At 37.3% G+C, this 26768-nt stretch carries 23 protein-coding genes and 1 tRNA gene; 10 read left to right on the plus strand and 14 right to left on the minus strand.

The annotated features are described in order from the left end of the window. Window positions 1-366: 366 nt before the first annotated feature. A complete protein-coding gene (locus ACNARN_RS02540; protein WP_023581977.1) occupies window positions 367-963 on the minus strand; it encodes a thymidine kinase in 597 nt (198 codons plus the stop codon). 509 nt (window positions 964-1472) lie between these two features. Between ACNARN_RS02540 and hns the strand changes: the two genes are divergently transcribed. Continuing rightward, on the plus strand, window positions 1473-1877 hold the full coding sequence (hns, locus tag ACNARN_RS02545) for a histone-like nucleoid-structuring protein H-NS (RefSeq protein ID WP_088495367.1): 405 nt from the start codon (window positions 1473-1475) through the stop codon (window positions 1875-1877). A 231-nt stretch (window positions 1878-2108) separates the two neighbouring features. Here hns and ACNARN_RS02550 read toward each other — a convergent pair whose 3' ends face one another. The 3 genes from ACNARN_RS02550 to rssB all read right to left on the minus strand — a co-directional run bounded on the left by ACNARN_RS02550 (window position 2109) and on the right by rssB (window position 5490). After that, window positions 2109-3116, minus strand: coding sequence for an NAD-dependent epimerase (locus tag ACNARN_RS02550; protein ID WP_198625702.1), 1008 nt, complete (start codon window positions 3114-3116; stop codon window positions 2109-2111). Between the two features lie 266 nt (window positions 3117-3382). Beyond that, window positions 3383-4291, minus strand: a complete 909-nt coding sequence (galU, locus tag ACNARN_RS02555; RefSeq protein WP_198619929.1) for a UTP--glucose-1-phosphate uridylyltransferase GalU — start codon at window positions 4289-4291, stop codon at window positions 3383-3385. A 179-nt stretch (window positions 4292-4470) separates the two neighbouring features. Then, window positions 4471-5490 (minus strand): two-component system response regulator RssB, encoded by a 1020-nt coding sequence (gene rssB, locus ACNARN_RS02560; RefSeq protein WP_109372108.1) that lies wholly within the window; start codon window positions 5488-5490, stop codon window positions 4471-4473. 149 nt (window positions 5491-5639) lie between these two features. Between rssB and ACNARN_RS02565 the strand changes: the two genes are divergently transcribed. The 3 genes from ACNARN_RS02565 to ACNARN_RS02575 all read left to right on the plus strand — a co-directional run bounded on the left by ACNARN_RS02565 (window position 5640) and on the right by ACNARN_RS02575 (window position 7340). Then, window positions 5640-6113 carry a YchJ family protein gene (locus ACNARN_RS02565; protein ID WP_198619927.1) on the plus strand — a complete coding sequence of 158 codons (474 nt, stop codon included), beginning with the start codon at window positions 5640-5642 and terminating at the stop codon, window positions 6111-6113. Window positions 6114-6151: 38 nt separating this feature from the next. Next, window positions 6152-7000 carry a formyltetrahydrofolate deformylase gene (gene purU / locus ACNARN_RS02570; RefSeq protein WP_069368973.1) on the plus strand — a complete coding sequence of 283 codons (849 nt, stop codon included), beginning with the start codon at window positions 6152-6154 and terminating at the stop codon, window positions 6998-7000. Between the two features lie 255 nt (window positions 7001-7255). Continuing rightward, window positions 7256-7340 (plus strand) — tRNA-Tyr (locus tag ACNARN_RS02575). A 32-nt stretch (window positions 7341-7372) separates the two neighbouring features. Here ACNARN_RS02575 and ACNARN_RS02580 read toward each other — a convergent pair. After that, window positions 7373-8236 carry a LysR family transcriptional regulator gene (locus tag ACNARN_RS02580; RefSeq protein WP_198619926.1) on the minus strand — a complete coding sequence of 288 codons (864 nt, stop codon included), beginning with the start codon at window positions 8234-8236 and terminating at the stop codon, window positions 7373-7375. A gap of 448 nt (window positions 8237-8684) precedes the next feature. Between ACNARN_RS02580 and xthA the strand changes: the two genes are divergently transcribed. After that, window positions 8685-9491 carry an exodeoxyribonuclease III gene (gene xthA / locus ACNARN_RS02585; RefSeq protein WP_198619925.1) on the plus strand — a complete coding sequence of 269 codons (807 nt, stop codon included), beginning with the start codon at window positions 8685-8687 and terminating at the stop codon, window positions 9489-9491. A 68-nt stretch (window positions 9492-9559) separates the two neighbouring features. Here the strand turns inward: xthA and ACNARN_RS02590 are convergent, their stop codons facing one another. From ACNARN_RS02590 to ACNARN_RS02600, 3 genes are read right to left on the minus strand one after another with little or no spacing between them, the layout of a single operon-like run. Next, a complete protein-coding gene (locus tag ACNARN_RS02590) occupies window positions 9560-11521 on the minus strand; it encodes a DNA topoisomerase III (RefSeq protein WP_198619924.1) in 1962 nt (653 codons plus the stop codon). Window positions 11522-11525: 4 nt separating this feature from the next. Continuing rightward, window positions 11526-12569, minus strand: coding sequence for a selenide, water dikinase SelD (gene selD / locus ACNARN_RS02595; protein WP_198630159.1), 1044 nt, complete (start codon window positions 12567-12569; stop codon window positions 11526-11528). Window positions 12570-12584: 15 nt separating this feature from the next. Then, complete coding sequence (locus ACNARN_RS02600; protein WP_023581966.1) at window positions 12585-13136, minus strand: NAD(P)H nitroreductase; 552 nt, start codon at window positions 13134-13136, stop codon at window positions 12585-12587. A gap of 545 nt (window positions 13137-13681) precedes the next feature. On the opposite strand from ACNARN_RS02600, the gene sppA reads away from it, so the two are divergent. From sppA to pncA, 3 genes are all read left to right on the plus strand, one after another. After that, a complete protein-coding gene (gene sppA / locus ACNARN_RS02605) occupies window positions 13682-15538 on the plus strand; it encodes a signal peptide peptidase SppA (RefSeq protein WP_416304100.1) in 1857 nt (618 codons plus the stop codon). A 244-nt stretch (window positions 15539-15782) separates the two neighbouring features. Then, the gene (gene ansA, locus ACNARN_RS02610) at window positions 15783-16805 is read left to right on the plus strand and encodes an asparaginase (protein WP_109372094.1); all 1023 of its coding nucleotides are present in this window, start codon (window positions 15783-15785) and stop codon (window positions 16803-16805) included. A gap of 22 nt (window positions 16806-16827) precedes the next feature. After that, window positions 16828-17472 carry a bifunctional nicotinamidase/pyrazinamidase gene (gene pncA / locus ACNARN_RS02615; RefSeq protein ID WP_198630157.1) on the plus strand — a complete coding sequence of 215 codons (645 nt, stop codon included), beginning with the start codon at window positions 16828-16830 and terminating at the stop codon, window positions 17470-17472. A gap of 107 nt (window positions 17473-17579) precedes the next feature. Here the strand turns inward: pncA and ACNARN_RS02620 are convergent, their stop codons facing one another. Next, window positions 17580-17861 carry a YeaC family protein gene (locus tag ACNARN_RS02620; RefSeq protein ID WP_416304101.1) on the minus strand — a complete coding sequence of 94 codons (282 nt, stop codon included), beginning with the start codon at window positions 17859-17861 and terminating at the stop codon, window positions 17580-17582. A gap of 81 nt (window positions 17862-17942) precedes the next feature. After that, the gene (gene msrB, locus ACNARN_RS02625) at window positions 17943-18380 is read right to left on the minus strand and encodes a peptide-methionine (R)-S-oxide reductase MsrB (RefSeq protein WP_196532548.1); all 438 of its coding nucleotides are present in this window, start codon (window positions 18378-18380) and stop codon (window positions 17943-17945) included. Window positions 18381-18723: 343 nt separating this feature from the next. Between msrB and gapA the strand changes: the two genes are divergently transcribed. After that, the gene (gene gapA, locus ACNARN_RS02630) at window positions 18724-19719 is read left to right on the plus strand and encodes a glyceraldehyde-3-phosphate dehydrogenase (RefSeq protein ID WP_109372088.1); all 996 of its coding nucleotides are present in this window, start codon (window positions 18724-18726) and stop codon (window positions 19717-19719) included. A 114-nt stretch (window positions 19720-19833) separates the two neighbouring features. Next, entirely contained in the window at window positions 19834-20718 is an 885-nt protein-coding gene (locus ACNARN_RS02635) for a D-hexose-6-phosphate mutarotase (protein ID WP_196532547.1), read from the plus strand. A 101-nt stretch (window positions 20719-20819) separates the two neighbouring features. Here ACNARN_RS02635 and ACNARN_RS02640 read toward each other — a convergent pair whose 3' ends face one another. From ACNARN_RS02640 to ACNARN_RS02655, 4 genes are all read right to left on the minus strand, one after another. Beyond that, entirely contained in the window at window positions 20820-21572 is a 753-nt protein-coding gene (locus ACNARN_RS02640; protein ID WP_198619918.1) for a MipA/OmpV family protein, read from the minus strand. 101 nt (window positions 21573-21673) lie between these two features. Further along, the gene (hypF, locus tag ACNARN_RS02645; protein WP_416304102.1) at window positions 21674-23977 is read right to left on the minus strand and encodes a carbamoyltransferase HypF; all 2304 of its coding nucleotides are present in this window, start codon (window positions 23975-23977) and stop codon (window positions 21674-21676) included. Window positions 23978-24026: 49 nt separating this feature from the next. Further along, a complete protein-coding gene (gene alr, locus ACNARN_RS02650) occupies window positions 24027-25139 on the minus strand; it encodes an alanine racemase (RefSeq protein WP_416304103.1) in 1113 nt (370 codons plus the stop codon). Window positions 25140-25152: 13 nt separating this feature from the next. Beyond that, window positions 25153-26457, minus strand: a complete 1305-nt coding sequence (locus tag ACNARN_RS02655) for a D-amino acid dehydrogenase (RefSeq protein WP_416304104.1) — start codon at window positions 26455-26457, stop codon at window positions 25153-25155. Window positions 26458-26768: the final 311 nt, after the last annotated feature.

Here is a 26768-nt window from a genome sequence, read left to right on the forward strand (position 1 = left end):
TTCATGACTATCTTTATTCAATTTTATTAAACTATGAATAATATAAATGCATCAAATGTCTATCTCTCTTATCATTTGTAAAAAACAATATCGACATCACAAAACAAACACCTTACGTATATTTGATTATGTCTTTTTTGATTAATGATAATGAAATAAATAAATTTCCCCATCAAAAAATAACATCTCGTCACAGACGAAAATCAAACTCACCGCAATTTGATATAAAAAAAGCCAATAAATTGGCTAAAAATTAAAAATATATAAGTATTTTTTAGTATTACGTAATATAACACTTTATTTGAATTCTTATTTCATCCCCCTCTTTCACTCTGACAAATTAGTAAAAGAGGGAAATTGAAAAGGTTACTCTTGTTCAATACACCCTTTTAGCGTTGCCTGCGTATAATGCTTACGGCAGACTGAAACATATTTTTCATTTCCACCTATTTCAACTTGAGCACCATCACTCAGTACATTTCCTTTATCATCTAAACGTAATACTTTATTTGCCTTTCTACCGCAGTAACATACTGTTTTAAGTTCTACCAGTTTATCAGCCCATGCTAATAAATAAGCACTACCTGTAAATAACTCACCTCTAAAATCCGTTCTTAATCCATAAGTGAGAACGGGAATATCATAGGTATCCGTTATTTCGCAAAGTTGTTCGACATGTGCCTTACTTAAAAATTGGCATTCATCAATCAATACACAGTGAATAGGCTGTTTGTTATGCTCAGCAACAATAACGTCGCGAATATTCATATCATCACTAAAGAGTAATGCATCCGCACTTAATCCTATTCTTGAGCTAATCTTCCCCTTTGCAAAGCGTGTATCAATAGCCGCAGTGAAAATCAATGTACGCATTCCTCGTTCATTATAGTTATAAGAGGATTGCAATAAAGATGTTGATTTTCCAGCATTCATGGCTGAATAATAAAAATAAAGTTGAGCCATCAGCTCACTCCTTAAATAGTGTTTATTTTCACGAGCGACAGTCTAACATAAACATTCTACAAGTTATCCATAACAAGTATTTATTACCTTTATTTCTATTCTAGATATACTACCGAAAGATGAACTTCGTTGTTAATGCTAATTTTTGCTTAAAAAATAAATAGCTTTAATAAGTACTTAACATATTAAAACACACCTTGATATACCTTTATTAAAGTATGAAAGTTAGTCCGATTCCATTTTTAGAAAAAAGTCCGTTATTATAAAAAAATGAACAAAGCTTTCTATTCTTTAGCATTAGCGCTATCATCAGTTAAAAGATGCATTTCCTTACTAATATTTCCTTTATTGACTAAAGATGCCTCAACTTTTATTATTTTTTTCGTTGAGATATTAGTTTAAAAAAAAGAAATTTTACGTAAGGTTTGTATTTAGGTATTGCAGAAATTTAAATAGCAATCTATTATTAGTATTACATCAGCCAACAACATTTATTTGAGACCAGGAAAATGAGCGAATCTTTAAAAATATTAAATAACATCCGTACTCTCCGTGCACAAGCAAGAGAAACTTCTTTAGAAACTTTAGAAGAAATGCTGGAGAAACTCGAAGTTGTCGTTAATGAGCGTCGTGAAGAATTCTCATTAGAAAAAGCAGCTGAAGAAGAACGTGTTCAAAAATTACAAAAATACCGTGAAATGTTAGAAGAAGCCGGTATTGATCCAACAGACTTACTTGAAGCAAGTGCTGTTAATAAAACAGGCCGTGCTAAACGTGCAGCTCGCCCTGCTAAATACTCTTACGTTGATGAAAATGGTGAAACTAAAACTTGGACAGGCCAAGGTCGTACACCAGCAGTAATCAAACGTGCTATTGATGAAGAAGGCAAATCATTAGACGATTTCCTGCTGTAATTTAAGTCAATACTCTATTTGAAATACCCTTTTAAATAATTAAAAGGGTATTTTCTTGTTTACCTCATTTAATTAAACAAGCGTTTAATTTTAATATGTGCTGATGTTGTTTGTATTAAATGTGGGTAAGCGAAAATAAAAAATGTAATAACTGCGTTATTTATTTTTATTTATAATGAAAAAGGAGCTTTTATAGCTCCTTTTTTCTTTGATCCAATTAAACTAATATTATTAATTTTTATAATAACTTAAATACCAATCAACAAACTGTTTTACGCCATATTCTACTTCGGTATTCGGCGAAAAACCTATTGTCTCAAACAAGTCTTGGCAATCAGCACAAGTAGAAAGCACATCACCATCTTGCATTGGCATTAAATTCAATTTAGCTTTAATATTTAGTGACTTTTCTATCGCTTCAATGAATGCCATCAATTTGGTTGGCTGCCCATTACCCACATTATAGATTTTATAAGGAGCAGAACTTGAAGACGTTTCACCTTTCTCTACTGTCCAGTTTTCATCTGCTTCTGGTACAACATTAACTAATCGAACAACAGATCCCACAATATCATCGACATAAGTGAAATCACGCGTCATATTTCCACTGTTATAAACATCAATAGGTTCGCCAACTAGCATTGCCTTCGTAAATTTAAATAATGCCATATCAGGACGTCCCCAAGGACCATATACCGTAAAGAAACGTAATCCTGTTGTCGGTAATTGATATAAATGTGAATAGCTATGAGACATTAACTCATTGGCTTTCTTTGTTGCCGCATATAATGAAACTGGGTGATCAACACTATCTTCTGTTGAGAAAGGCTGTTTCTGATTTAAACCATAAACCGAGCTTGAAGAGGAATAGATAAGATGTCCGACTTTATTATGGCGACATCCTTCTAATATATTAATATGCCCAACAATATTCGCATCAATATATGCCATTGGGTTTTCAATTGAATAGCGAACACCTGGTTGAGCAGCTAAATGAATAACTCGGTCAAATTGGTGTGATGCAAATAATTGAGCCACTTTTGCTGAGTCAACGATATCAAGTTTCTCAAAATGGAATTTTTCTAGCTGTTGTAATTTAGCTAATCGAGCTTCTTTTAAACGCACATCATAATAATCATTCATGTTATCTATTCCGACAACATGATAACCCATTTCGATTAAACGCTGGCTCATATGATAGCCAATAAAACCCGCAGCACCTGTTACCAATATTTTCATATTATTACTCAATAACCCAATAATTTATTTTTCATGTCAACGCTATCATGCTTAATATCACCTAGATTAAACATCATAACGCTTAACATCGTCATACATTACAGAAATCAACATGGCTCAATACTAAATGCATTGAGCCATACCTTAATCTCTTACAATCACTTTATCTAGCTTTTCTCATAAAATATCAGCTTATTATGCATCATTCATTTATAAGAATTATACAATGAGATTAACCATATAAATGATTATTAATGGGCTTTATTTCACTGTATCTTTAATGATTTTAGCCATTGTGCAAAGTCTTCACCGAACTCTTCGTGCTGTATTCCGTACTCTACGAAGGCTTTCATATACCCTAATTTATTACCACAATCGTGGCTTTTCCCTTGCAGGTGATAAGCTTCAACAGCTTCTTTTTCAATCAGCATTGCAATCGCATCCGTTAACTGAATTTCATCTCCGGCACCAGGTGCTGTTCTCGCTAATAGTGGCCAAATACTTTCAGATAACACATAACGCCCTACGATAGATAAATTCGAAGGTGCTTCTTCTTTCTTAGGTTTTTCAACAACACGAGTAATTGGTTTGCTATCACCTGGGAATAAGTTTTCACCCATGCAATCAACAATACCATAATTAGAGACTTCATCTTCAGGAACAGGCTCAACAAGGATTTGACTTGCGCCTGAACGCTCAAAATGAGAAAGCATCTCTTTTAAGTTAACTTTCGTTAAATCAGCACTGTATCTGTCTAAAATAACATCAGGCAGGATAACAGCGAAAGGTTCATCACCAATTAATGGCTTAGCACATAAAATGGCATGGCCTAATCCTTTCGCTATTCCCTGACGAGTTTGCATAATAGTGACATGGCTTGGGCAAATGCCTTGTACTTCTTCTAATAACTGGCGTTTTACTCGTTTTTCTAAAATTGCTTCTAATTCAAAACTTGTATCAAAATGGTTTTCAATTGAATTTTTAGATGAATGTGTAACAAGTACAATTTCATTAATACCTGCGGCAATACATTCATTCACCACATATTGAATAAGAGGCTTATCAACCACTGGCAACATTTCTTTTGGAATTGCCTTGGTTGCAGGTAGCATTCGTGTTCCTAATCCAGCAACAGGGATCACCGCTTTTCTAACTTTACGCACTGCTGATGACATTATACTTCTCCTGCAATTCGTACCGTTCTACTTTCAGATGTGAATGGGTACAATTAAAAATAATCGCCAGAGTATACCAGCTAATATCTAAGGATAAACAGAGTCCTACCCGTTAATTGAGATAGTTCTTCATTTATGTTTAATATATGCACGATATTCTGTTTTTATTTAATCTAAATTTAACTTTTATAGATAGGGGAAAACATTAATTTAATCTGGTTTGTGTTATCCCAAATTTTACATTGCCAATTTGTTCCCTCACATTTTACTTGATTAATATATAAAAGTTGCAATGTACCTAAGGGAACACCGCTATTTAATTCAAATTTTTTACTTTCTGTTTTTATTTCAGCTTTTAAACCTGCTGAGGCTAATAATATATTTTTTTTCTGCGTATGATAATATCCTAGTGTTATAGGAAATTGTCCTTTTACCCCAATCTCATTAAGCATTTTATTTAGTTTATTCAACATATTATACATACTTGGTAAAGATCGTATTTTTTCTGATGACTTTAATACATCATTAAAAACAACCCGTAAGAGTAAAGCGACCAAAAGCCCATTTTCATCATCTCTCGATATATCGACACAATAGAAGATAATTTGATCTTCGGATAAAGCCGCAATATCAAATAATAAACCCATTTTAGCAATATCATTTAATTGACGATAATTAACACAATATCCCGCAACAATCTGCTTAACCTGTGGTTGCATCTGTTTTATGAACGATTGAATATAATGGGTATCTTTTCGTAAGCTATTCCAAAGTGGTTCTAAATGTATACCTTCTATTAATACTGATTCAAAAAAGCCAGGGCATAATACTTCAATGACTTTTTGTTTTAATTTCTCAAGATGTGTTATTGGCTTAAGAAAAATCTCTTGCGCCCCTAAACGCAACATATCATCTACTTCAGCCATATTATCTGTACATGAAATAGCAATAACAGGAATAGCCAATTTACGTTGTTCAAGATGACATAAAAAAGTGGGACCATTCATTACTGGCATACGGATATCACATAAAATAAGATCAGGAAGCAATCCCCCTTCTAATAAAGATAATGCTTGGCTACCGTTATCTGTTGTATAAACGCAAGCCTTCTCATGTGAGAAATATTCCGTCAACATGGTGCGAAAAACGACCTCATCATCAATTATTAAGATTTTTTTACCCACTAAGGCTTTATTCATTGGTGACTCCGGTAACTATCGTTTCACATGCTGATTAATTAGCGCTACATTATTAGTTTAGTTCAACATTGACGTTAATTATTCCCAATCATTACTTTTTTCAATCTATGGGAAATCGTCATACTGATAACGTGAGTTAGGACATTATTTTGTCAAGTTTATGCCCCTGTAATAGCCAATTATTCTACTCGAATTGCTGTGAGCCTTACCATTTAGGTCAAAAGAACGCCCCAACAGCAGAAGCATTGATGCGTTCGCGTTATAGCGCGTTCGTTAAACATAATGCTGATTACTTAATCAAGACGTGGCATCCCTCTTGTCGTGTTGTCTCCTTGCATGATGAATTAGTTTCTGGCTTTCCAAATACACAATGGCTTGGACTCAATGTTATCTCATCGCAAGTAAGCACAAATAAAAATGAGGCATATGTTGAATTCTCGGCTTGCTTTATTGAAAGAAATGCCGATGATAAACAGTACTTACATGAACGCTCTCGTTTTCTAAAAATAGATGACTGTTGGTTTTATATTGACGGTGTGAAACCGAAAGTGGGGCGAAACGATCCCTGCCCTTGTGGTTCAGGGCGTAAATACAAAAAATGTTGTGAAAATAACATCAAATAACTGCAAACACAGAAGTAAAAGAAAGGATTTATCCATACATGCAACACCAAAATACTCAAAAAAAAATACTGCGTACTATTTGCCCTGATGCAAAAGGACTTATCGCTAAAATCACGAATATTTGCTACAAACATCAATTAAATATTGTTCAAAATAGTGAGTTTGTTGATCATCGTACAGGTCGCTTTTTTATGCGCACCGAGCTTGAAGGTATCTTTAATGATGAAACCTTTCTTGCAGATTTAGATGATGCCTTACCACAAGGCTCAAAACGTGAATTAAATACCGCAGGTCGTCGTCGCATTGTCATTATGGTGACAAAAGAAGCACACTGCTTGGGTGACTTATTAATGAAAAGTGCATTTGGTGATTTGGATGTAGAAATTGCCGCCGTCATTGGTAATCACGATACGTTAAAACATCTAGTAGAACAATTTGGTATTCCTTTCCATCTTGTTAGCCATGAAGGCTTAACCCGTGATCAGCATGATGAAAAGTTAATTGCACAAATTAATCAATACAAACCTGATTATGTTGTACTCGCAAAATACATGCGTGTATTAACACCTGCATTTGTACAAAACTTCCCGAATCAAATTATCAATATTCACCACTCTTTCTTACCTGCCTTTATTGGTGCACGCCCTTACCATCAGGCTTATGAGCGCGGTGTGAAAATCATTGGTGCAACAGCACACTACGTAAATGATAATTTAGATGAAGGCCCAATCATCACTCAAAATGTGATTAATGTTGACCATACGTTTTCTGCTGAAGATATGATGAGAGCCGGTCGAGATGTTGAAAAGAATGTTCTTAGCCATGCTTTATATTGGGTACTTTCACAACGTGTCTTCGTTTATGGTAACAGAACAATCATTTTATAAGTTTTCTGTCACTAATAACGCAAACAGTGTGACTATCTAAATGTAAACCGCGATATAAAACATATCGCGGTTTATTTTTTATCTCTTACTAATAGAGATGATATTGCTTAAAATCAATACGATAGCGCATAAAGCTCGAACGATACGCACAATTTTACAGCAGTCAGTCTGTTTTTAGTAAAATAGCGCTTTACAGATCTCAGGTATTTGGTATTATTGCGCCCGCTGTCACGGACAGCAAAACAATTTAATGTTGGTGGGATACCCAAGCGGCCAAAGGGAGCAGACTGTAAATCTGCCGTCACAGACTTCGAAGGTTCGAATCCTTCTCCCACCACCATCTCCTCTTAGCTTTACCCCAAAAAATTCTTTTTATTTCATTTTATTAATTAAATCCAAAAATCGATTCAATACACTTGAATGATACTTAGATTTATAGATATAACAGCTATACTGAATTTCAGGCTGAATTAATGGTATAAAGCATAAATCTGCTTCATACTCACTTTTCAATGGGTTTTCATCTGTTAATAAAAGAGAATGATGCGTTTGAATAAAACGTAAACAGCAATTAAGATCATCCATTATTCTGACACACACTGTCTTTCCTCTATCCCCAATTTCACTCTCTAATTTTTTTATCTTAGCTGTTTTGTATAATGCCGGATCACATAACCAAATATTTTCACTTAAAAGCCTATCAATATTATTATTCACACTATTCACGAGTGTTTTTTGACAACAAATACCCAAGTGTTTATTTTCTATTTTATGAAGAAGACTAAATTTTTCACTAATAATTTTCTCAGAACTTAATATTAATGTATTACCATCATAGTCGGGTATTTCTTCAAAGTTTTCTCTTGAAAATCGCATTATATTTATATGGGAATAATTTTTATTTGCTGCTTGATAAAACTGAGTTAAATACTGACTTTTTCCCCAATCATAATAAACATGAATGCTATTATTTATAATCCCCGAGATATGTTTTTTAGTTATCTCTTTTTCCTGAAGATAGAGCGATTTCAAATCATTATAAAGCTCAAGACCCTCTTGGGTTAAACTCATACCAAACTTCTCTCGCTTAAATAAACGCTTTCCTAACACGGCTTCAAAGTCTTTGATAGATTTAGCGACGGGAGGCGTCGTGCGATTCATCACCCGCGCCGCTTTACTTAACGAGCCGTTTTCGACTACAGCCATAAAGGCTTCTAACTTACGAGAAAAAAACATAATTCACCATTCCTTTGCTGTGTAGAATAAAATAATTTCATTGATTCATTTAATGTAAATAAAATAGTGATTAATTAATTTAAAAATTAATTTTATATAAAAGCAGTCTTATATAAATATTCTTTTACCTCCTTTTAATGAATACAATTTATAACTACAATATTATTTTTATTATGTCATCATTCTTCACATATAAAGAATAATAATACTTATATTCTTCTATCAAAGATTAGTTTATGTTTCTAGTTTGTTTAATTAATATTTTTTGTTATACAATTAATTATTTTTATTAAATTAGCGCGCTTTATTTAATGGCCTTTATTTTTTATCTCATTTTATCTTTCTCTTGATAAGCTGTGCCATCATTTCAGTGATTTGCTTACATTCATTTTATGATCCTGCTAGTATAAGACATCCTATTATTCAATATATAAATGGTTACAGTCACATGAAATTTGTCTCTTTCAATATTAATGGTTTACGCGCTCGTCCTCACCAACTTGAAGCTATCATAGAAAAACATCAGCCAGATGTTATTGGGCTTCAAGAAACGAAAGTTCATGATGATATGTTTCCATTAGATACGGTGGGTGCCTTGGGTTATCATGTTTTCTATCATGGTCAAAAAGGGCATTATGGAGTTGCCTTACTCACAAAAGAAAAACCTGTCGCAGTACGTAAAGGCTTTCCTGGCGATGAGGATGATGCTCAACGTCGAATGATCATGGCAGATATCGAAACACCAGCGGGTTTATTAACAGTTATGAACGGCTATTTTCCTCAAGGCGAAAGCCGTGATCATGAAACTAAATTTCCAGCAAAAGAAAAATTCTATGCTGACCTGCAAAATTACCTAACCACCAGCTTAAAACCAACCTCTCCAGTACTTATTATGGGTGATTTAAATATTAGCCCAACAGATAAAGATATTGGTATTGGCGAAAATAATATGAAACGTTGGTTAAAAACAGGTAAATGTTCTTTCCTACCAGAAGAGCGGGAATGGCTGGCAACCTTAATGGGTTGGGGGTTAACAGATACATTCCGCCAACAACATCCTGAAGCTGATGATAAATTCTCGTGGTTTGACTATCGTTCTAAAGGGTTTGATGATAACCGAGGCTTACGCATTGACTTACTTCTAGCAAGTCGCTGCTTAGCGGATAATTGTATTTCAACAGGAATTGATTACGAGATCCGTGGAATGGAAAAACCATCTGATCACGCACCAGTTTGGGCTGAATTTAAAATCTAATCAGATAAAATCTTAATTCAGTAAAAGCACTTCCCTAAATAATAAAGGAAGTGCTTTTTTATTTGTGCTTAATTATCAGTAGTTGTTTCTTTACTCTGCGCTTTATTTTTCGCGGGGCTTGCTTTGTTACTTCCTTTAGTTGCTGTCTTGCGCTTTTTATTATGCGCGGGTGCGGGAAGATTTCTGAAAGCTTGAATATTTGGACGACGCTTCGCTTGAGTAATCAACTCTATCAAGGTGTTATTTAATGGCATCATAAAATCTTGATATTTAAATTGTTTCTCACTAATTTGCGTGAGTATCGATTCCCAATGTGCAGTCATATCCGGTAAAGTTGCCATATCTGGCAATACATGAATTAATGCTCTACCCGCTGGGGTTGAATTAATGGCTCGCCCTTTCTTTTGCAAAAAACCACGCTTAAATAACAGCTCAATAATTCCCGCTCTTGTCGCCTCAGTGCCTAATCCATCCGTTGCTCTTAGGATTTTCTTAAGTTCTTTATCTTGAACAAAGCGCGCAATTCCAGTCATAGCAGAAAGCAATGTTGCATCAGTAAAAGGTCTTGGAGGCTGCGTTTGCTTTTCAACAATCTCTCCCTTTTCACACAGCAGTTCATCACCTTTAGCCACTATTGGCAATGCAGAGCCGTCATTTTCAGCATCTTGCTCTTTCGCACCTAATAAAACTCGCCATCCTGCTTGCGCTAAAAAACGCGCTTTAGCGATAAATTTGCCATTCTCAATATCAAGTTCAATAACGCATTTACGATAGACAGCATCAGGCATAAATTGCATTAGATATTGGCGAGCCACGAGATAATAAATATTTTTCTCATTTTCACTTAATGAGATATTGCCCGTTTTTGCCGTTGGAATAATTGCATGGTGAGCATCAACTTTTTTATCATCCCAGCAACGATTCTTTTTATCAATATCTAGAGTATCTTGCGGTAATAAGCTTGCGTCATGTGTGCTGATCGCATTAATAACGGCATGGCGGCCAGCAAAATGTTCATCAGGAAGATAACGGCTATCAGAACGCGGATAAGTAATTAATTTATGCGTTTCATATAATCGCTGGCAGGTATCTAAGACTTGTTGTGCGCTTAAACCAAAACGTTTTGCCGCTTCAATTTGTAACGCTGAAAGCGAAAAGGGTAATGGGGCAATTTCAGACTCTTGTTTATCTTGGTAATCTGTAACATTCGCTGGCTTGCCTTGAATTCTCTCAACAACATGCTCTGCAAGTTTACGATTTAATAATCGCCCTTCTTCATCTTGCCAAGGTTCACAATGTTCACTTGGTTGCCAAATCGCGGTAAAGCGTTCATCGGCAGGTGTTACAACATGTGCTTTAACTTCAAAAAAATCTTTAGGAACGAAGTTTTCAATTTCTTCATCACGCCGAACCACTAAGCCTAATACTGGCGTTTGTACTCGCCCTACTGACAATACACCTTGATAACCATTACGCTGACCTAATAGCGTATACGCTCGAGTCATGTTAATACCATAAAGCCAATCTGCTCTTGCTCGCGCTAAAGCAGATACGCACAATGGTACAAACTCATGGTTATAACGTAGCTTATCAATAGCTCGCGTCACTGCCGCTGGGTTTAAGTCATTAATTAAGCAACGACGCGCCTGTTTTCTTTGCTCTTCACTGATATTTAAATAGTTAAGTACTTCATCGACTAAGAGCTGACCTTCACGATCGGGGTCCCCCGCGTGGATCACTTCTTTTGCCTGCTTAAGTAGTGTTTTGATGGTTTCTAGCTGCTTTTTAACATCAGCTCGGGGCTTGAGTTGCCATTTTTCAGGAATAATGGGCAAATCATCTAACGACCAGCGGGCGTACCGCGGGTCGTATGCATCCGGCTCAGCTTGTTCAAGTAAGTGACCAACACACCACGTCACATACTGGTTATCACCACAAAGAATAAAGCCATCGCCCCGTTTATGGGGCTTTGGCAATACATCAGCAATAGCGCGAGCAAGGCTGGGTTTTTCTGCAATAAATAATCTCATTACGTTAGTTAGTCACTTCAATCAACGCTTTTCCTGCCACTGGCTCAGTTAACTCACCGATAGAGGTTAGTTCAATATCAAAACGAGCAGCGACCTCTTTAACCTGTTCCACGGCTTCAGGTAATACAGCTAATAATAAGCCACCTGATGTTTGCGGATCACAGAGTAATTTACGTTGCATTTCAGTGATCTCACCAATTAAATGACCATAACTTTCAAAGTTACGACCTGTACCACCAGGAACACAGCCTTGTTCAATATAAGACTCTACTTCTGGCAATCTTGGGACTCGTGAGAAATGAATGGTGGCTTGTACACCAGAGCCATCACAGATTTCGCTTAAATGCCCTAATAAACCGAATCCTGTAACGTCTGTCATTGCAGTGACGCCTTCGATATCAGAAAAATCAGAACCGGCTTTATTCATACGGCACATAATTTCTGTTGCTAAACCTTGGTGCTCTGGTTTTAACAAACCTTTTTTCTCAGCCGTTGTTAATACACCAATACCCAAAGGTTTAGTTAAAAAGAGCTGACATCCTACTTTAGCTTCACTGTTTTTCTTCACTTTGCTCACAGGCACGACACCTGTAACGGCAAGGCCAAAAATAGGTTCTGGCGCATCAATTGAGTGACCACCAGCCAGTGAAATGCCTGCTTCTTGGCAAGCAGCTCGCCCCCCCTCAATCACTTCACGCGCAATTTCAGGTGCCAGTTTACTAATAGGCCAGCCTAGAATTGCGATTGCCATAATAGGTTTTCCGCCCATTGCAAAAATATCACTGATTGCATTCGTTGCAGCGATACGCCCAAAATCATAAGGATTATCAACGATTGGCATAAAGAAATCAGTAGTACTGATAATACCTGTGCCATTTCCTAAATCATAAACAGCAGCATCATCTTTGGTTTCATTACCTACAAGTAAGTGAGGATCATGAAACTTAGCTTGTTCGCTATGTAAAATGGTTTCTAAAACTTTTGGCGAGATCTTACAACCACAACCTGCACCATGACTGTATTGTGTTAAACGAATTGCTTCAGACATAACATGCCATCCTTTTTAAAAATAAGTCACAAAATCAGTTAAGTCAGCAGGAGAAACCGTCATTGGCGCTTTCAGGGCTGGCGTGCCTAAATAAAGGAAACCAATAATCTGGTCATGTTCACCACAGCCAAGTCCTTCTCTTACAACTGCATCATGAGTCCAAGAGCCTGAACGCCAAATCCCCCCAAATCCTTGAGCAACAGCGGCCATTTGCATTGCTTGTACGCTACAACCGGCTGCAACAACTTGCTCCCATTCAGGAACTTTAGGATGATCTTTCACTTTCGCAATGACCGTGATGATCAATGGGGCACGAAAAGGTGCATTTTTTGCTTTTTCTTCAACTTCTGGCCCTAAATTACCCACAACCGCGGCTTTATGTAGTAATTGGCTAAAACGTTCAATGCCTTCATTTTGCATCACAACGAAATGCCACGGCTTAAGTGCACCATGATCAGGCGCGCGCATACCGGCTTGTAAAATAGTATTGAGGGCTTCACTATCGGGGGCTGGAGTAGTCAGTCGGGAAGCTGAACGGCGGTTCAAAAGCAGTGTTAATGCATCCATTTTTATTCTCCTGTCAGCATTTTATTTTAGCAAGATCCCATTCTTATGGGGATGGACAGTTCTTATCAATTCGCAGTATAACAAACTGTTATATTACCACCATCCGCAGATTTAGGCGGGAATTTTTCTAAAAATCAGGTATGTGGTCATTTAATCGTAATTTATTGTTCATAAAATGATTAATCTTAGCTTACTAAGTTAATTTAAGCTGATTTTGATCCTATTTTTCTTTTTAATTTGACGATTTTCTATATTACTTTGATGCCTTTTTGTGTGAATTTATTTAACTATTTTTACGTAAGATAAATGTTTGCTTAATAACATCTTAAGTAAAAAGTTATCATTAGTGTTTTCCTAAAAATCAATGACAGACATTCAATAAGAGCTATATTAGAATATTCCTTTATTGTTATTACTATTCTCTCTATTGATAACAACATTTTTTGTTTTAATAGTATGAGATTATGTAGATGTAGCCTGCTTACCAATAATTCTAGCATGACTGTTTAGGATTAAATTTTAGCTTTACATGATGTGGAGATAATATGAATAAAATTATGGAGTTAATCGGCGCAATATTAAAATTCAGTTGGCAAGCCATTAACTTTATCAGAAAATTAATCTTAAACGTTATTTTCTTTTTCCTTCTCTTTGTGGTCATTGGTATTTTCTTAATTAGCAAAGAAGCACAAAAACCAATGGATTATGAAGGCGCCCTTCTTGTTGATCTTAAAGGTGTGATTGTTGACCAAACTGCAACCCAAAATCCTTTAGGGGAAGTTGGGCGTGAGCTTTTAGGCGTTTCGGGTAGCCAGCTCCAAGAAAATTCATTATTTGAAGTCGTCGATACACTACGCCTAGCCTCTCAAGATCCGAAAATTAAAGGTATGGTGCTTAAACTTGATGAATTTGTCGGCGCAGATCAGCCTTCGCTAAATTATATTGGTAAGGCACTTACTGAATTTAAAAAAACAGGCAAACCGATTTTTGCAGTGAGTGGCTATTACAGTCAGCCGCAATATTATCTCGCTTCTTATGCAGATAAAATTTATCTCACACCTCAAGGTGCAGTGGGTGTTTATGGTTTTGGCTTTCAAAATCTCTATTACAAAACACTGTTAGAAAATTTAAAAGTAAGTACTCATATTTTCCGCGTAGGAACGTATAAATCTGCGGTTGAACCGTTAATGCGCAATGATATGTCTGCGGAATCTCGAGAAGCTTCATTACGTTTAGTTAATGCGCTGTGGTCTACTTATTTAACCCAAGTGGCAGAAAACCGTAGCATTACCACAGAAGATGTTTTCCCAGGTGCAAAAGAGATGATTGCACAGCTACGCAATGCAGATGGGGATAACGCAACTTATGCGCTAAATCGTAAATTAGTGGATTCTGTCAGCTCATACGCTCAATTTGAAGCTGATATGACAGAAACCTTTCAGTGGGATAAAGAGAACAAGCAATTTAACAATATCAGTATTTATGATTATGCCAATACGTTAACTTCATCATTACCTGCAAATGATGAAGGTAATATTGCCGTAGTCGTTGTTCAAGGCGCCATTATTGACGGCGAAAGCATTCCTGGCTCCGCAGGCGGTTCCACCATTGCAAATCAAATTCGCCAAGCCCGTTTAGATCCTAATATTCGAGCACTTGTATTACGTGTAAATAGCCCAGGTGGTAGTGTTTCAGCATCAGAACAAATTCGCAGTGAAGTTGAAGCCTTTAAACAACAGAAAAAACATGTGGTTGTTTCAATGGGAGGATTAGCAGCATCAGGAGGATATTGGATCTCCACACCTGCAAATAAGATTATTGCTAGTCCTTCAACATTAACGGGTTCTATTGGTATTTTCGGTGTTATTAATACCTTTGAAAACAGCCTAGAGTCTATTGGTGTTTATACCGATGGTGTCACAACATCACCTTTAGCAGGATTATCTGTCACCAATAAGTTGCCTGAAGAATTTGCCGAGTTGTTACAACTGAATATCGAAAGTGGTTATAAAACATTTCTTAATTTAGTGGCTGAATCTCGTAAAAAAACGCCAGCTCAAATTGATCGTATTGCTCAAGGTCGAGTGTGGGTAGGAATAGATGCAAAAAATGTGGGCTTAGTCGATGAGTTTGGTGATTTTGATGATGCCATTGATGCCGTTGCTAAAATGGCAAAAATTAAAGAGCCTGTTATTGATTGGATGAAGCCAGAATTAAGTCTCTCTGAACAGATAATCATGAGCTTATCAAATAATGCAAAAGCTATTATCCCTGATCCATTACAAGCTTATTTACCAGCCCCTGTTTTAAGAGAAGTAAAATCACAAACGGAGTTTTATCGCAATATGAATGATCCGCTTAACCGTTATGCGTATTGCTTATCTTGTGGTGATATTCAATAGCCGTTTTTGTCTCAACACCTGCTCTTTCAGAGCAGGTGTTTTTCTCTTTTTTCCTGACTTTGTTTAGCATAATATACTGACGATTATTTTTTGCCCGTTTTTATCAATAGTATTTTTAACACAATGAGTTAAAGCAGATATTCATTAATCTCTATTTTCTTTTTTTAGCATCCTTTCCTTTTTTTATTCTGTAAACTCCCTATAATCAGGTATTTCTCACAGCCTAATAAGAGTGTTTTGTCTGATGCAAAAGAAATCAATCTACGTTGTATACACGGGTGGTACTATTGGTATGCAACATTCTGAACACGGCTATATTCCTGTATCAGGACATTTACAACGCCAATTAGCCAAAATGCCAGAGTTCCATCGCGAAGAAATGCCTGATTTCACAATCAAAGAGCATCTTCCGCTGATCGACTCTTCAAATATTACCCCTGAAGATTGGCAATCTATTGCTGATGATATTAGTGAAAATTATCACAACTATGATGGATTCGTTATTCTTCATGGTACTGATACAATGGCATTTACTGCTTCTGCACTCTCTTTTATGTTTGAGAATCTTAGCAAGCCTATTATTGTTACTGGCTCTCAAATTCCTTTAGAAGCCTTACGTTCTGATGGACAAACAAACCTATTAAATGCGCTTTATCTCGCTGCTCATCATCCAATTAATGAAGTGGCTCTATTTTTCAATAACACGCTGTATCGCGGAAACCGCACCGTAAAAGCACATGCCGACGGCTTTAATGCCTTTGCATCGCCAAATAGCGCACCACTGTTAGAAGCGGGCATTAATATTAAACAATTTAAAATTAATTCCTTTCCTAAAGGAAATGGTGAATTTACTGCACATAATATTACGCCTCAACCTATCGGTGTTGTCACAATTTATCCGGGTCTTTCCGATGAAGTCGTTAAAAACATCCTGATGCAACCTGTGAAAGCCTTAATATTGCGCTCTTATGGTGTCGGTAATGCACCATCACACCCAGCTTTACTTTCTACCCTACGTGAAGCAACAGAGCGTGGTATTGTTGTTATCAACCTTACACAATGTATTTCTGGCCGAGTGAATATGGAAGGTTATGCAACAGGTCAAGCATTAGCGGAAGTTGGGGTGATCAGTGGCTTTGATATGACATTTGAAGCAACATTAACTAAACTGCATTATCTTCTTAGCCAACAATATAATTACACTGAAATCTGCCGACTAATGCAACAAAACCTACGCGGTGAAATGACATTAGACGATAACGACTAAGTTTAATCTAAAGGTAAAAGTGGTGAAAAATTCTGCACTGTTATTGGTTGATATACAAAATGATTTTTGTACAGGTGGTGCATTAGCTGTTAATGAAAGCGACATAGTTATACAAACAGCCAATCAACTTATTCATAGTTTCAAGCAATCTAAAAATCCTATTATCGCCAGTTTAGACTGGCATCCAGCCGATCATCTTAGCTTTGCTGAAAATTCAGGCACAGTTGTGGGAGAGGTAGGTACTCTTAATGGATTACCACAAGTTTGGTGGCCAATACATTGCGTACAAAATTCTTATGGCGCTGCATTTCATCCTGAATTAAACCAAGCACTGATTAATCATATTATTTACAAAGGGCAAAATCACCTTATTGATAGTTATAGTGCTTTTTTTGATAACGACCATGAATACCAAACAGGTTTGCATACACTTTTGCAGACATTAAATATAAAACATCTTTATATTTTAGGAATTGCTACGGATTACTGTGTCAAATTTACAGTGCTAGATGCGTTGTTATTAGGATATCAGGTTTCAGTTGTTACAGACGGTTGTCGCGGTGTCAATATTCAAGATGACGATAGCGAAAAAGCACTAGAAGAGATGAGAGCAAAAGGCGCAGCATTAATTGATTCAGCACATTGGCTTAATCGTAACAATCAATAAGTTCGTTATTTTCTTTATCTTCATAAAATGAAAAAGGGGCTAATTTTAACCAGTTCGGTTAATAAACAGCCTCTTTTTATATTTATTCTATCCATTCAACACAGGTTTTATTCATCATCCATTGGCGTTAACGTCGCTAAGCGTTCAGATTGAAACTGAGCTTTTAATTCTTGTTTGCTCTTCATGGTAATTTGTCCATTAGTGCCTACCGTCATATGCTCAGGTGCGTGGTTATTTTTCGCCTGCCATAATAAAACAATCTGCATGCAATGTTCTTTTTGCTCATCGGTCAATGCAACACCATCAGGCCATTTACCTAGTTCAACTGCGGTTGAAATACGCTGATAAATTTCAGGGGTTACCATCGAAATAAGTTCATTAACTTCCATTGATTGCTCCATAAGCTAAATAATCATTTGAAATGGCTGAATCGTTTTTTCAGTTGTTATTATTTTGTTAACTTAATTGAGTTAACCGACTTGTTTTTCGCCTGTTTCACTATTCGTAAATGAAAGAGATGCTGAATTAACACAATAACGCTCCCCTGTTGGGGCTGGGCCATCATTAAAAACATGACCTAAATGTGCATCACATTGCTGACAACGGATTTCAGTTCTTTTCATATTATGAGAAAAATCATCAATATAGCGAATTGCATTATCACTAACAGGTTGATAAAAGCTTGGCCAACCACATCCCGCATCAAATTTTGTATCTGAATAAAACAGAGGAGCAGAACAACATAAACAGTGATAAATTCCTGTTTGACGGTTGTGTAATAATTTACCACTAAATGGCGGTTCTGTGCCTTGCTGTTGCGTTACATAACGTTGCATTTCGTTGAGTGTTGATAAATCAAGGTGATTGTTATTACTTGAAATATTCACTTTCTTTTCATTATCTGCCATATCGACCTCTTGCCCAGAAAAATGCTTTTTAAAACAACAGTGAATAATAACAAAGATTTAACAACAAATCTGGAAAATATGGTCTAAAATCATCAAGAGTAATCTTTAGTTTTTGAAATGTGATGAATTTCACATAACGGAGCAAAGGTAACTTCATTTATCGGCGTTGATCCCGATAATACACAGCGTAACATTTGGCTAAAACGACCAATCTTTAAGCGAAAAGTGTTTTTTTAATTGATTTTTTGCAATTATTGACACGATTCCGCTTGACGATTGGCGCGGTTTTGGTAACTTTAGAAGCAACTTTTTAATTCACTAAATTAAAGCTGGTGGAATACATATGACTATCAAAGTAGGTATTAATGGTTTTGGTCGTATCGGCCGCATCGTTTTCCGTGCTGCTCAAGAACGTTCAGATATCGAAATCGTAGGTATTAACGATCTGTTAGACGCAGACTACATGGCATACATGCTGAAATACGATTCAACTCATGGCCGTTTCAACGGTACTGTTGAAGTAAAAGATGGCCACCTCGTTGTTAATGGTAAAACCATCCGCGTAACTTCAGAAAGAGATCCAGCAAATCTGAAATGGAACGAAGTCGGTGCTGACGTTGTTGCAGAAGCAACTGGTCTGTTCTTAACTGATGAAACCGCTCGTAAACACATCCAAGCTGGTGCGAAAAAAGTTGTTCTGACTGGTCCTTCAAAAGACAACACACCAATGTTCGTAATGGGCGTAAACCATAAATCATACGCAGGCCAAGATATCGTTTCTAACGCATCTTGTACTACTAACTGCTTAGCGCCTTTAGCTAAAGTTATCAACGATAACTTCGGTATCGTTGAAGGTCTGATGACTACTGTTCACGCAACAACTGCAACTCAACGTACTGTTGATGGTCCATCTGCAAAAGACTGGCGTGGTGGTCGTGGTGCTTCTCAAAACATCATCCCATCATCAACTGGTGCTGCTAAAGCGGTAGGTAAAGTTATCCCTGAACTGAACGGCAAACTGACTGGTATGTCTTTCCGTGTTCCTACTCCTAACGTTTCTGTTGTTGATCTGACTGCACGTCTGGAAAAACCAGCAACTTACGCTCAAATCTGTGACGCTATCAAAGCAGCAGCTGAAGGCGAACTGAAAGGCGTTCTGGGCTACACTGAAGATGCAGTTGTTTCAACTGACTTCAACGGTGAAGTTCTGACTTCAGTATTTGATGCTAAAGCAGGTATCGCACTGAACGACAACTTTGTTAAATTAGTTGCTTGGTACGATAACGAAGTTGGTTATTCAAACAAAGTTCTGGATCTGATTTCTCATATCTCTAAATAATTAGAGTTTAGAAAGTCACGATTTCTTTTAGAGCCACCTTTTCGGTGGCTCTTTTATTTTCTAGCCAGTCAGTTTATTGTATTGAAATAGTCAGTGACATAAGGTCATAAAATAATGAATGAGAAAATTTTTTCTTTGCCGATTATTGAACAAATATCACCTTACTTAAGTCGTCGGCAATTAGGCGAACTTCCTATCCTTGTTATTTCACATCCTAAAGTACGCGCAGCTATCAGTCTTCAAGGCGCACATTTAATTGCTTGGCAACCCGCACAAGAGCATCCTGTATTTTGGGTAAGCGAAGCCTCTCTCTTCACTCCCGGTGTTGCCATTCGTGGTGGTATTCCTATTTGCTGGCCTTGGTTTGCTTCAGCAGGTACACCAAGCCATGGATTTGCACGAATTCTTCCTTGGGAATTTAGTGCTCACACAGAGCAAGAGGATGGCGTACTCATTACCATGACACTAAAAGAGAGCCAGCAGACGCAGAAATATTGGCCTCATGAGTTTACGGTTATTGCTCGCTTTAAATTAGGCGCAACCTGTGAGGTTGAATTAGAATCTTACGGTGATTATGAAGCGACAGCCGCCCTTCATTCTTATTTTAATGTGAGTGACATTGATAATGTCTCTGTAACTGGCTTAGGAGGCCACTACATTGACACCGTGGCAGATAAAGAGGTTTACACTGATGAAACCTCATTACGCTTCAATGGACGCACTGACAGGCTTTATACAGAGCCTGACGATTTTAATCTTATTCATGATGATGGCTGGGATCGCACAATTGAGGTTCATCATTACCATCATAGTGATGTGGTATGTTGGAACCCCGGCGCAGAACTCGCAAGTTCAATGAAAGATATGAGCACAGGTGGCTATCGTAAAATGGCTTGCGTAGAAACCGCTCGTATCCACCAACCATTAAAACCAGATAACGTTCATCCTGGTCGCTTATCTCTGGTAGTTCGTGTTCGTAAAAATATTGCCGAAAAATAAAGTATTACTGATATCTTGCCACCATAAAAAAGCTTCGAGTTTGAATCGAAGCTTTTTTTATTATGGCTAATCTTACTAAATTCTAGTTAGATTTTCGCTAATTAGAATGCGTAAGTCACACCTGTCCACACAATCGCTGTAACAGATTTATTCACCATTGGGCTGTCTTTCACTTCACTTGGTAAATGGTCAACACGTCCCATCGCAAAGAAATTCCAGTTTTCAGCAAACTTATAGTTCGCCGATAGCTCTACATACGGTCTCCAGCTATCATTTGGCGTATATTCTGCTAAACCACTACGTTGAGATTCTGCGTGAGTAATACCATAAGCGTAACGGTTTTGCTTTTTGTTTTCCCAAACAACACCTGCACCTGGTTGTAAAGACCAGTTACCAAATTCGAAAGGATATAAATAAGCGGCGTCAGCGATAATACCGTTACTTTTGCCTAGCATATCACCAGAAACGATCGCTCTTAAGCTACCCCATGATTCGTGGTGTTTATAAGTAAAGCCACCCATCATAGTGTCACGGCGACGATTCAGTTTTTTCATTTGCTCATCGTCACTATCGCTTGGTTTAAAGGCTTGAGGATAGTAGTGTAAATCAACAGAAAGTTGATCTTTCGGTGTATTCCATAGGTAATATCCCGCCGCTAACGTTGCGAAATAGAAATTCTCTGATTGGTAATTAACTTGCGGTACTGGTAATAAATAATCTTTTGATTTAGCCCCTTTATAAGGAGTGACTTGTGCTAAAACTGAACCACCAATTGACCATTCTCCAGCAAATGCTGCTGGCGTGCTTAATCCTGCAATAACGGCCAAAGAAACGATAATCTTCTTATTACTCACGATGATTTTCCATATTGTCATTAATCATTAATAAAGTAGCAACCAAAAACCTATTTCAGTCACAACTAACTAAAACTGGCATTATTTTACCTATAATTATTTTATTTTTGCATTAAATGTGTAGCAATCAATGCTTGCCCTAATGCAATACCGCCATCACCAGCAGGTAACATCATAGGTGTTAATACTTTTTTATTGTTTAATTTTTTCTTAAACAGGTGTTTGAGTAGCATGTTATTTAACACACCCCCCGTAAGTACAATGGTATCAATCTGATGTTCATCCGCACATTGCAATGCAATTTCGCTTAAACTTTCAGCTAATAAATAATGAAATAACCACGCTTTTTCACTGACATTAAGATCAACATCTTCCCATTGTGTCCAAAAAACAGATAGATCAAGCAAGTTGTTTTTTACAGGCATCAAATGCCCATATTGCTTAATAATTTCTGTTTGTTTGTCTTGATGACACTGTGATGCCGCCGTTTGTAAGTAACATGCAGCTTCACCTTCCCAACTTATTTCTTTAGGCGCTAATCCTAATGATGCTGAAACTGCATCAAAAAACCGACCACAAGAAGAGGCTTTAGGCGAATTTAAACCACGTTCTACTGCCTTACTTAATATTTGCAAATCATTACTAGGTATCATTTTGGCGATAACACTACCTTGCCAATCTTTAGAAAAAGTAGCTAAATGTGCGAACCAGTTTCGCCAAGGTTGAACTGAGGCAAGATTGCCTCCTGGCATAGCAACCGCAGGAAGCCCACCAATCCGTTCTGATTTCTGATAATCCACCAGCAAACATTCTCCGCCCCATAAAGTCCCGTCTTGTCCAAAACCTAATCCATCAAGAGCAATACCAATAACAGCACCTTGTTGATGTGTATGACCATGTTCAGCAAGACAAGAAACAATATGTGCATGATGATGAGAGACTTCAATAACAGGAATATTTTGCTCTTGAGCAAACTGCTTACCCAACTGATGACTGATGTAGTTAGGATGTGCATCTATTGCAATTGCTTTAGGGGTGAAGCGATAAATTTGTTGGAAGAGAGCCAACGATTTTACCAACTGTTGTCGCACGCTTAAATCATCAAGATCCCCTAAATGAGGCCCCATAATGGCTTGATGCTGACGTAATAAGCAAAATACATTTTTGAGATCGCCCCCCATTGCAAGCACTGACGGTTGCGCCTCAAAATCTTCAGGTAATGAAATCGCATCAGGTACATATCCGCGAGAACGTCGGATCATGACGCTCTGTTTACCCTCAATACGAACTAATGAATCATCCGCCCTTTGTATAATTTCTCTATTATGCATTAAGAATAAATCTGCAATATCTTTCAATTGCATTAAGGCATCTTCATTACTTAATGCTGGTGTATGGCCTGATGCATTTCCTGATGTCATAACAAGAGGAATGTTCGTACCACGCGCTAATAGATGTTGCAGTGGATTGGCTGGCAACATAACACCAATTTCAGTTAATCCCGGCGCAATAAGCTCCGCAAGTTTAGGTGTAACAGTTTTAGGGACTAATACAATTGGGGCTGCGGTGCTTTGCAATGTTTGGATAGCTGTAGGAAGAAAATCGAGATCTTGCTTATCTGCTTTAATTTGATCAATTCCTGTGATCATCACAGCTAATGGCTTTGCGGGTCGGTACTTGCGTTCGCGTAATAATGCAACGCTCTCATTATTACGTGCATCACACACTAAATGAAAACCACCAATACCTTTAACTGCAACAATTTTTCCAGCAAGTAATGCTTCACAAGCTTGGGTTAATGCAAGCTCTTTCGTTGCTAACTCTTTACCCTGATTATCTGCAAGCCAGATATGAGGCCCACATACAGGGCATGCATTAGGCTGAGCATGAAACCGTCTATCTGCGGGATCTTCATATTCATGTTTACATTCAGGGCAGAATGGAAATTCAGACATAGAAGTAAAAGGCCTGTCATAAGGCATTTTTTTTATAATAGTAAAACGAGGGCCACAATGTGTGCAGTTAATAAAAGGATAATGATAACGACGATTTTGTGGGTCAAACAATTCATCAATGCAAGCTTGGCAAGTTGTTGCATCAGGAACAACTTGTGTATCCATTTCGCCACCACCACTTTTTACAATAATAAAATCAGTAGGTAGCTGTTCCCATTGATAAGGTGATTCTTCTATACGTTCAATACGTGCTAATGGTGGGCATTCTGCTTTTAATGCCTCTATAAAGAGTGCATTTTTAGGTGAAGGCGTTAAATGTATCAATACCCCCAAACTATCATTGCTCACTTGCCCTAATAAACAAAAACGATGAGCTAATTGCCAAACAAATGGGCGAAATCCAACGCCTTGAACCTTTCCTTTCACACGCAATGCAATGCCGTTACTCATAGGATCACCAAATCAAAATAAATTTAATCTTATTCTAGTTTAGTGATTATCAACAACTTTCATTTAGATCAGAAAAAGTGGAATTAGGTAAATTTATCATCACTTCAACAATAACTCTTGGTGCTATTGCACACAGTAATTCGTAACCAATAGTGCCACATGCCATTGCAACATCATCAACAGGAAGTTCTTTCCCCCATAATTCAACTGGACTACCGTAATTGACATCAGGAAAATCCGTAACATCAATGGTTAGCATATCCATAGAGATGCGCCCTACCAATTGTGTTTTATGTCCATTAACAATAACAGGTGTACCGTCTGGTGCGTGTCTTGGATAACCATCAGCATAACCACAGGCAACAACACCGATCCGCATATCACGCTCAGCGGTATATCGGCTACCATAACCTATCTGCTCACCTTTTTTGACTTGTTGAATGGCTAATATTTCACTATTAAATGTCATTACGGGTTGTAAATCGAAATTAGCAATATCTTGCCAAACACCCGAAGGCGAAACACCATATAAAATAATACCTGGGCGTACCCAATCTTGATAAGTTTCAGGATCAAATAACGTTGCAGCTGAATTTGCCAAACACCGAGGTAATTCATTTACCATTACCTGATTAATGGCGGCCTTTTGTGCATTCATGTTCAATCCAGTATCTGCATTAGCAAAATGCGACATTTGGATAATTGAACCAATATTTTTGATACTTTTCGCACGATCAATCGCTTGTTGATAAGCATCAGGACGATAACCTAAACGGTTCATTCCACTATTAAGCTTAAGATAAATATTGATAGGTCTTTCTAATTGTGCTTTTTCTATGGCATCAAATTGCCAATCTGAATGCACTGCGGTGGTAAGTGAATAGCGCTCGAGTAAATAGACATCTTCTGGTTTAAAAAAACCTTCGAGTAAAAGGATGGGACCAACCCATCCTTGCTCTCTTAACATGATAGCTTTGTCTAACTCAATTAATGCAAAACCATCAGTATGACTTAATGCCGGCCAAACACAGGATAATCCATGTCCATAAGCATCTGCTTTTACAACAGACCACACTTTGCTGCCTCTGACTCTCTCTTTAATAACAGATAGATTATGGCTTAATGCATCGAGGTTAATGGTTACTTTTGTGGGTCTGGACATGTTTTTTCCTCAATTAATAAGCTGCATCAAGTTTTTGCCCCGGTAAGAGCAATTTAGTATTAAAGCCATCGATATACCGAAACACAGATAAATCATCAGCGGCAATAGCAGGTTTATTCCCTGAAATTAAATCAGCCAATAATTGTCCAGAGCCACATGCCATTGTCCAACCTAATGTGCCGTGCCCTGTATTTAATGATAAATTGCGATAAGCCGTAGGTCCTACAATTGGTGTACCATCAGGTGTCATAGGTCTTAAACCTGTCCAAAAAGTGGCTTTCTCAATATCACCACCACCTTGATAGAGATCTTGTACAACCATTTTTAATGTTTCACAGCGCGATTTTAAAATATCCAGATTAAAACCAACGACTTCTGCCATTCCGCCAACACGAATTCGCTCATCAAAACGAGTTACTGCGATTTTATAAGTTTCATCTAAAATAGTGGATGTTGGTGCTCTTGAAGCATCAATAATCGGCATCGTAAGTGAATAACCTTTAAGAGGGTAAACTGGAATGGCGACTTTGTTTTTCAAAAACTCTGTTGAATAAGAGCCCATGGCAACAACATAGTGATCGGCTGTTAATAATCCATCATGACATTGAACACCCGCTACTTTATCACCATCAAATAACAAATGTTTGATTTCTTTGTTAAACAAGAACGTAACACCTGCATCTTCTGCCATTTTAGCGAGTCTTTTCGTGAAAGTTTGGCAATCACCCGTTTCATCATTTGGTAAACGTAAACCACCTGTCAATTTGTGACTAACATGCTCAAGTGCAGGTTCGGCTAATTTTAGTTGATCCGCAGTTAACAATTCATAAGCAACGCCCTCTTGCTTTAATACAGCAATATCATTGGCTACATTATCAAATTGCTTTTGATCACGGAAAAGTTGCAGAGTGCCGCCTTGGCGACCTTCATATTCAATGCCAGTGTCTTGGCGTAACTGACGAATGCAATCACGGCTATATTCGGCAATACGCACCATGCGACTTTTATTCATAGTGTAATGTGACGTATCACAATTACGTAACATTTGCCACATCCAACGTAATTGGAAAAGTGAGCCATCGGGTTTAATCGCTAATGGTGCGTGCTTTTGAAACATCCATTTAACTGCTTTTAATGGAATACCTGGCGCGCCCCAAGGCGTTGCATACCCTGGAGATATTTGGCCTGCATTACCTGCACTCGTCTCTTCAGCTGCACTATTTTGTCTATCAACAACAATGACTTCATGGCCTTGTTGCACAAGATACCACGCACTCGTTACACCAATAACGCCGCCACCTAAGATGATCACTTTCATGGCAAGACTCCAATAATTTACATTGATATAACATAAGAATAATATTCCATACACAAAAAGCCAATATAGAATAATCATCTAAGCCAATAAAAAGATAGATTTTAGAGTTAAGTCACATTTGATTGTTATTCGACAGATGATTTTCAAAAAAAAACATTTAATTAACCAGTAAAATCAATGATATATTATTTTTACTGTAAATTATAAAAATATTGATTAGTAAATTATTTTAAATTGAAGGGATTTTAAAGTGTAGGAAAAGAAAATTGGAACTTTATTAAAATCTAAAAATTAGCTTATTTTAAGATGAT

The sequence above is a fragment of the Proteus sp. TSJ240517 genome, from assembly GCF_047921575.1.
Lineage (GTDB): Bacteria > Pseudomonadota > Gammaproteobacteria > Enterobacterales > Enterobacteriaceae > Proteus.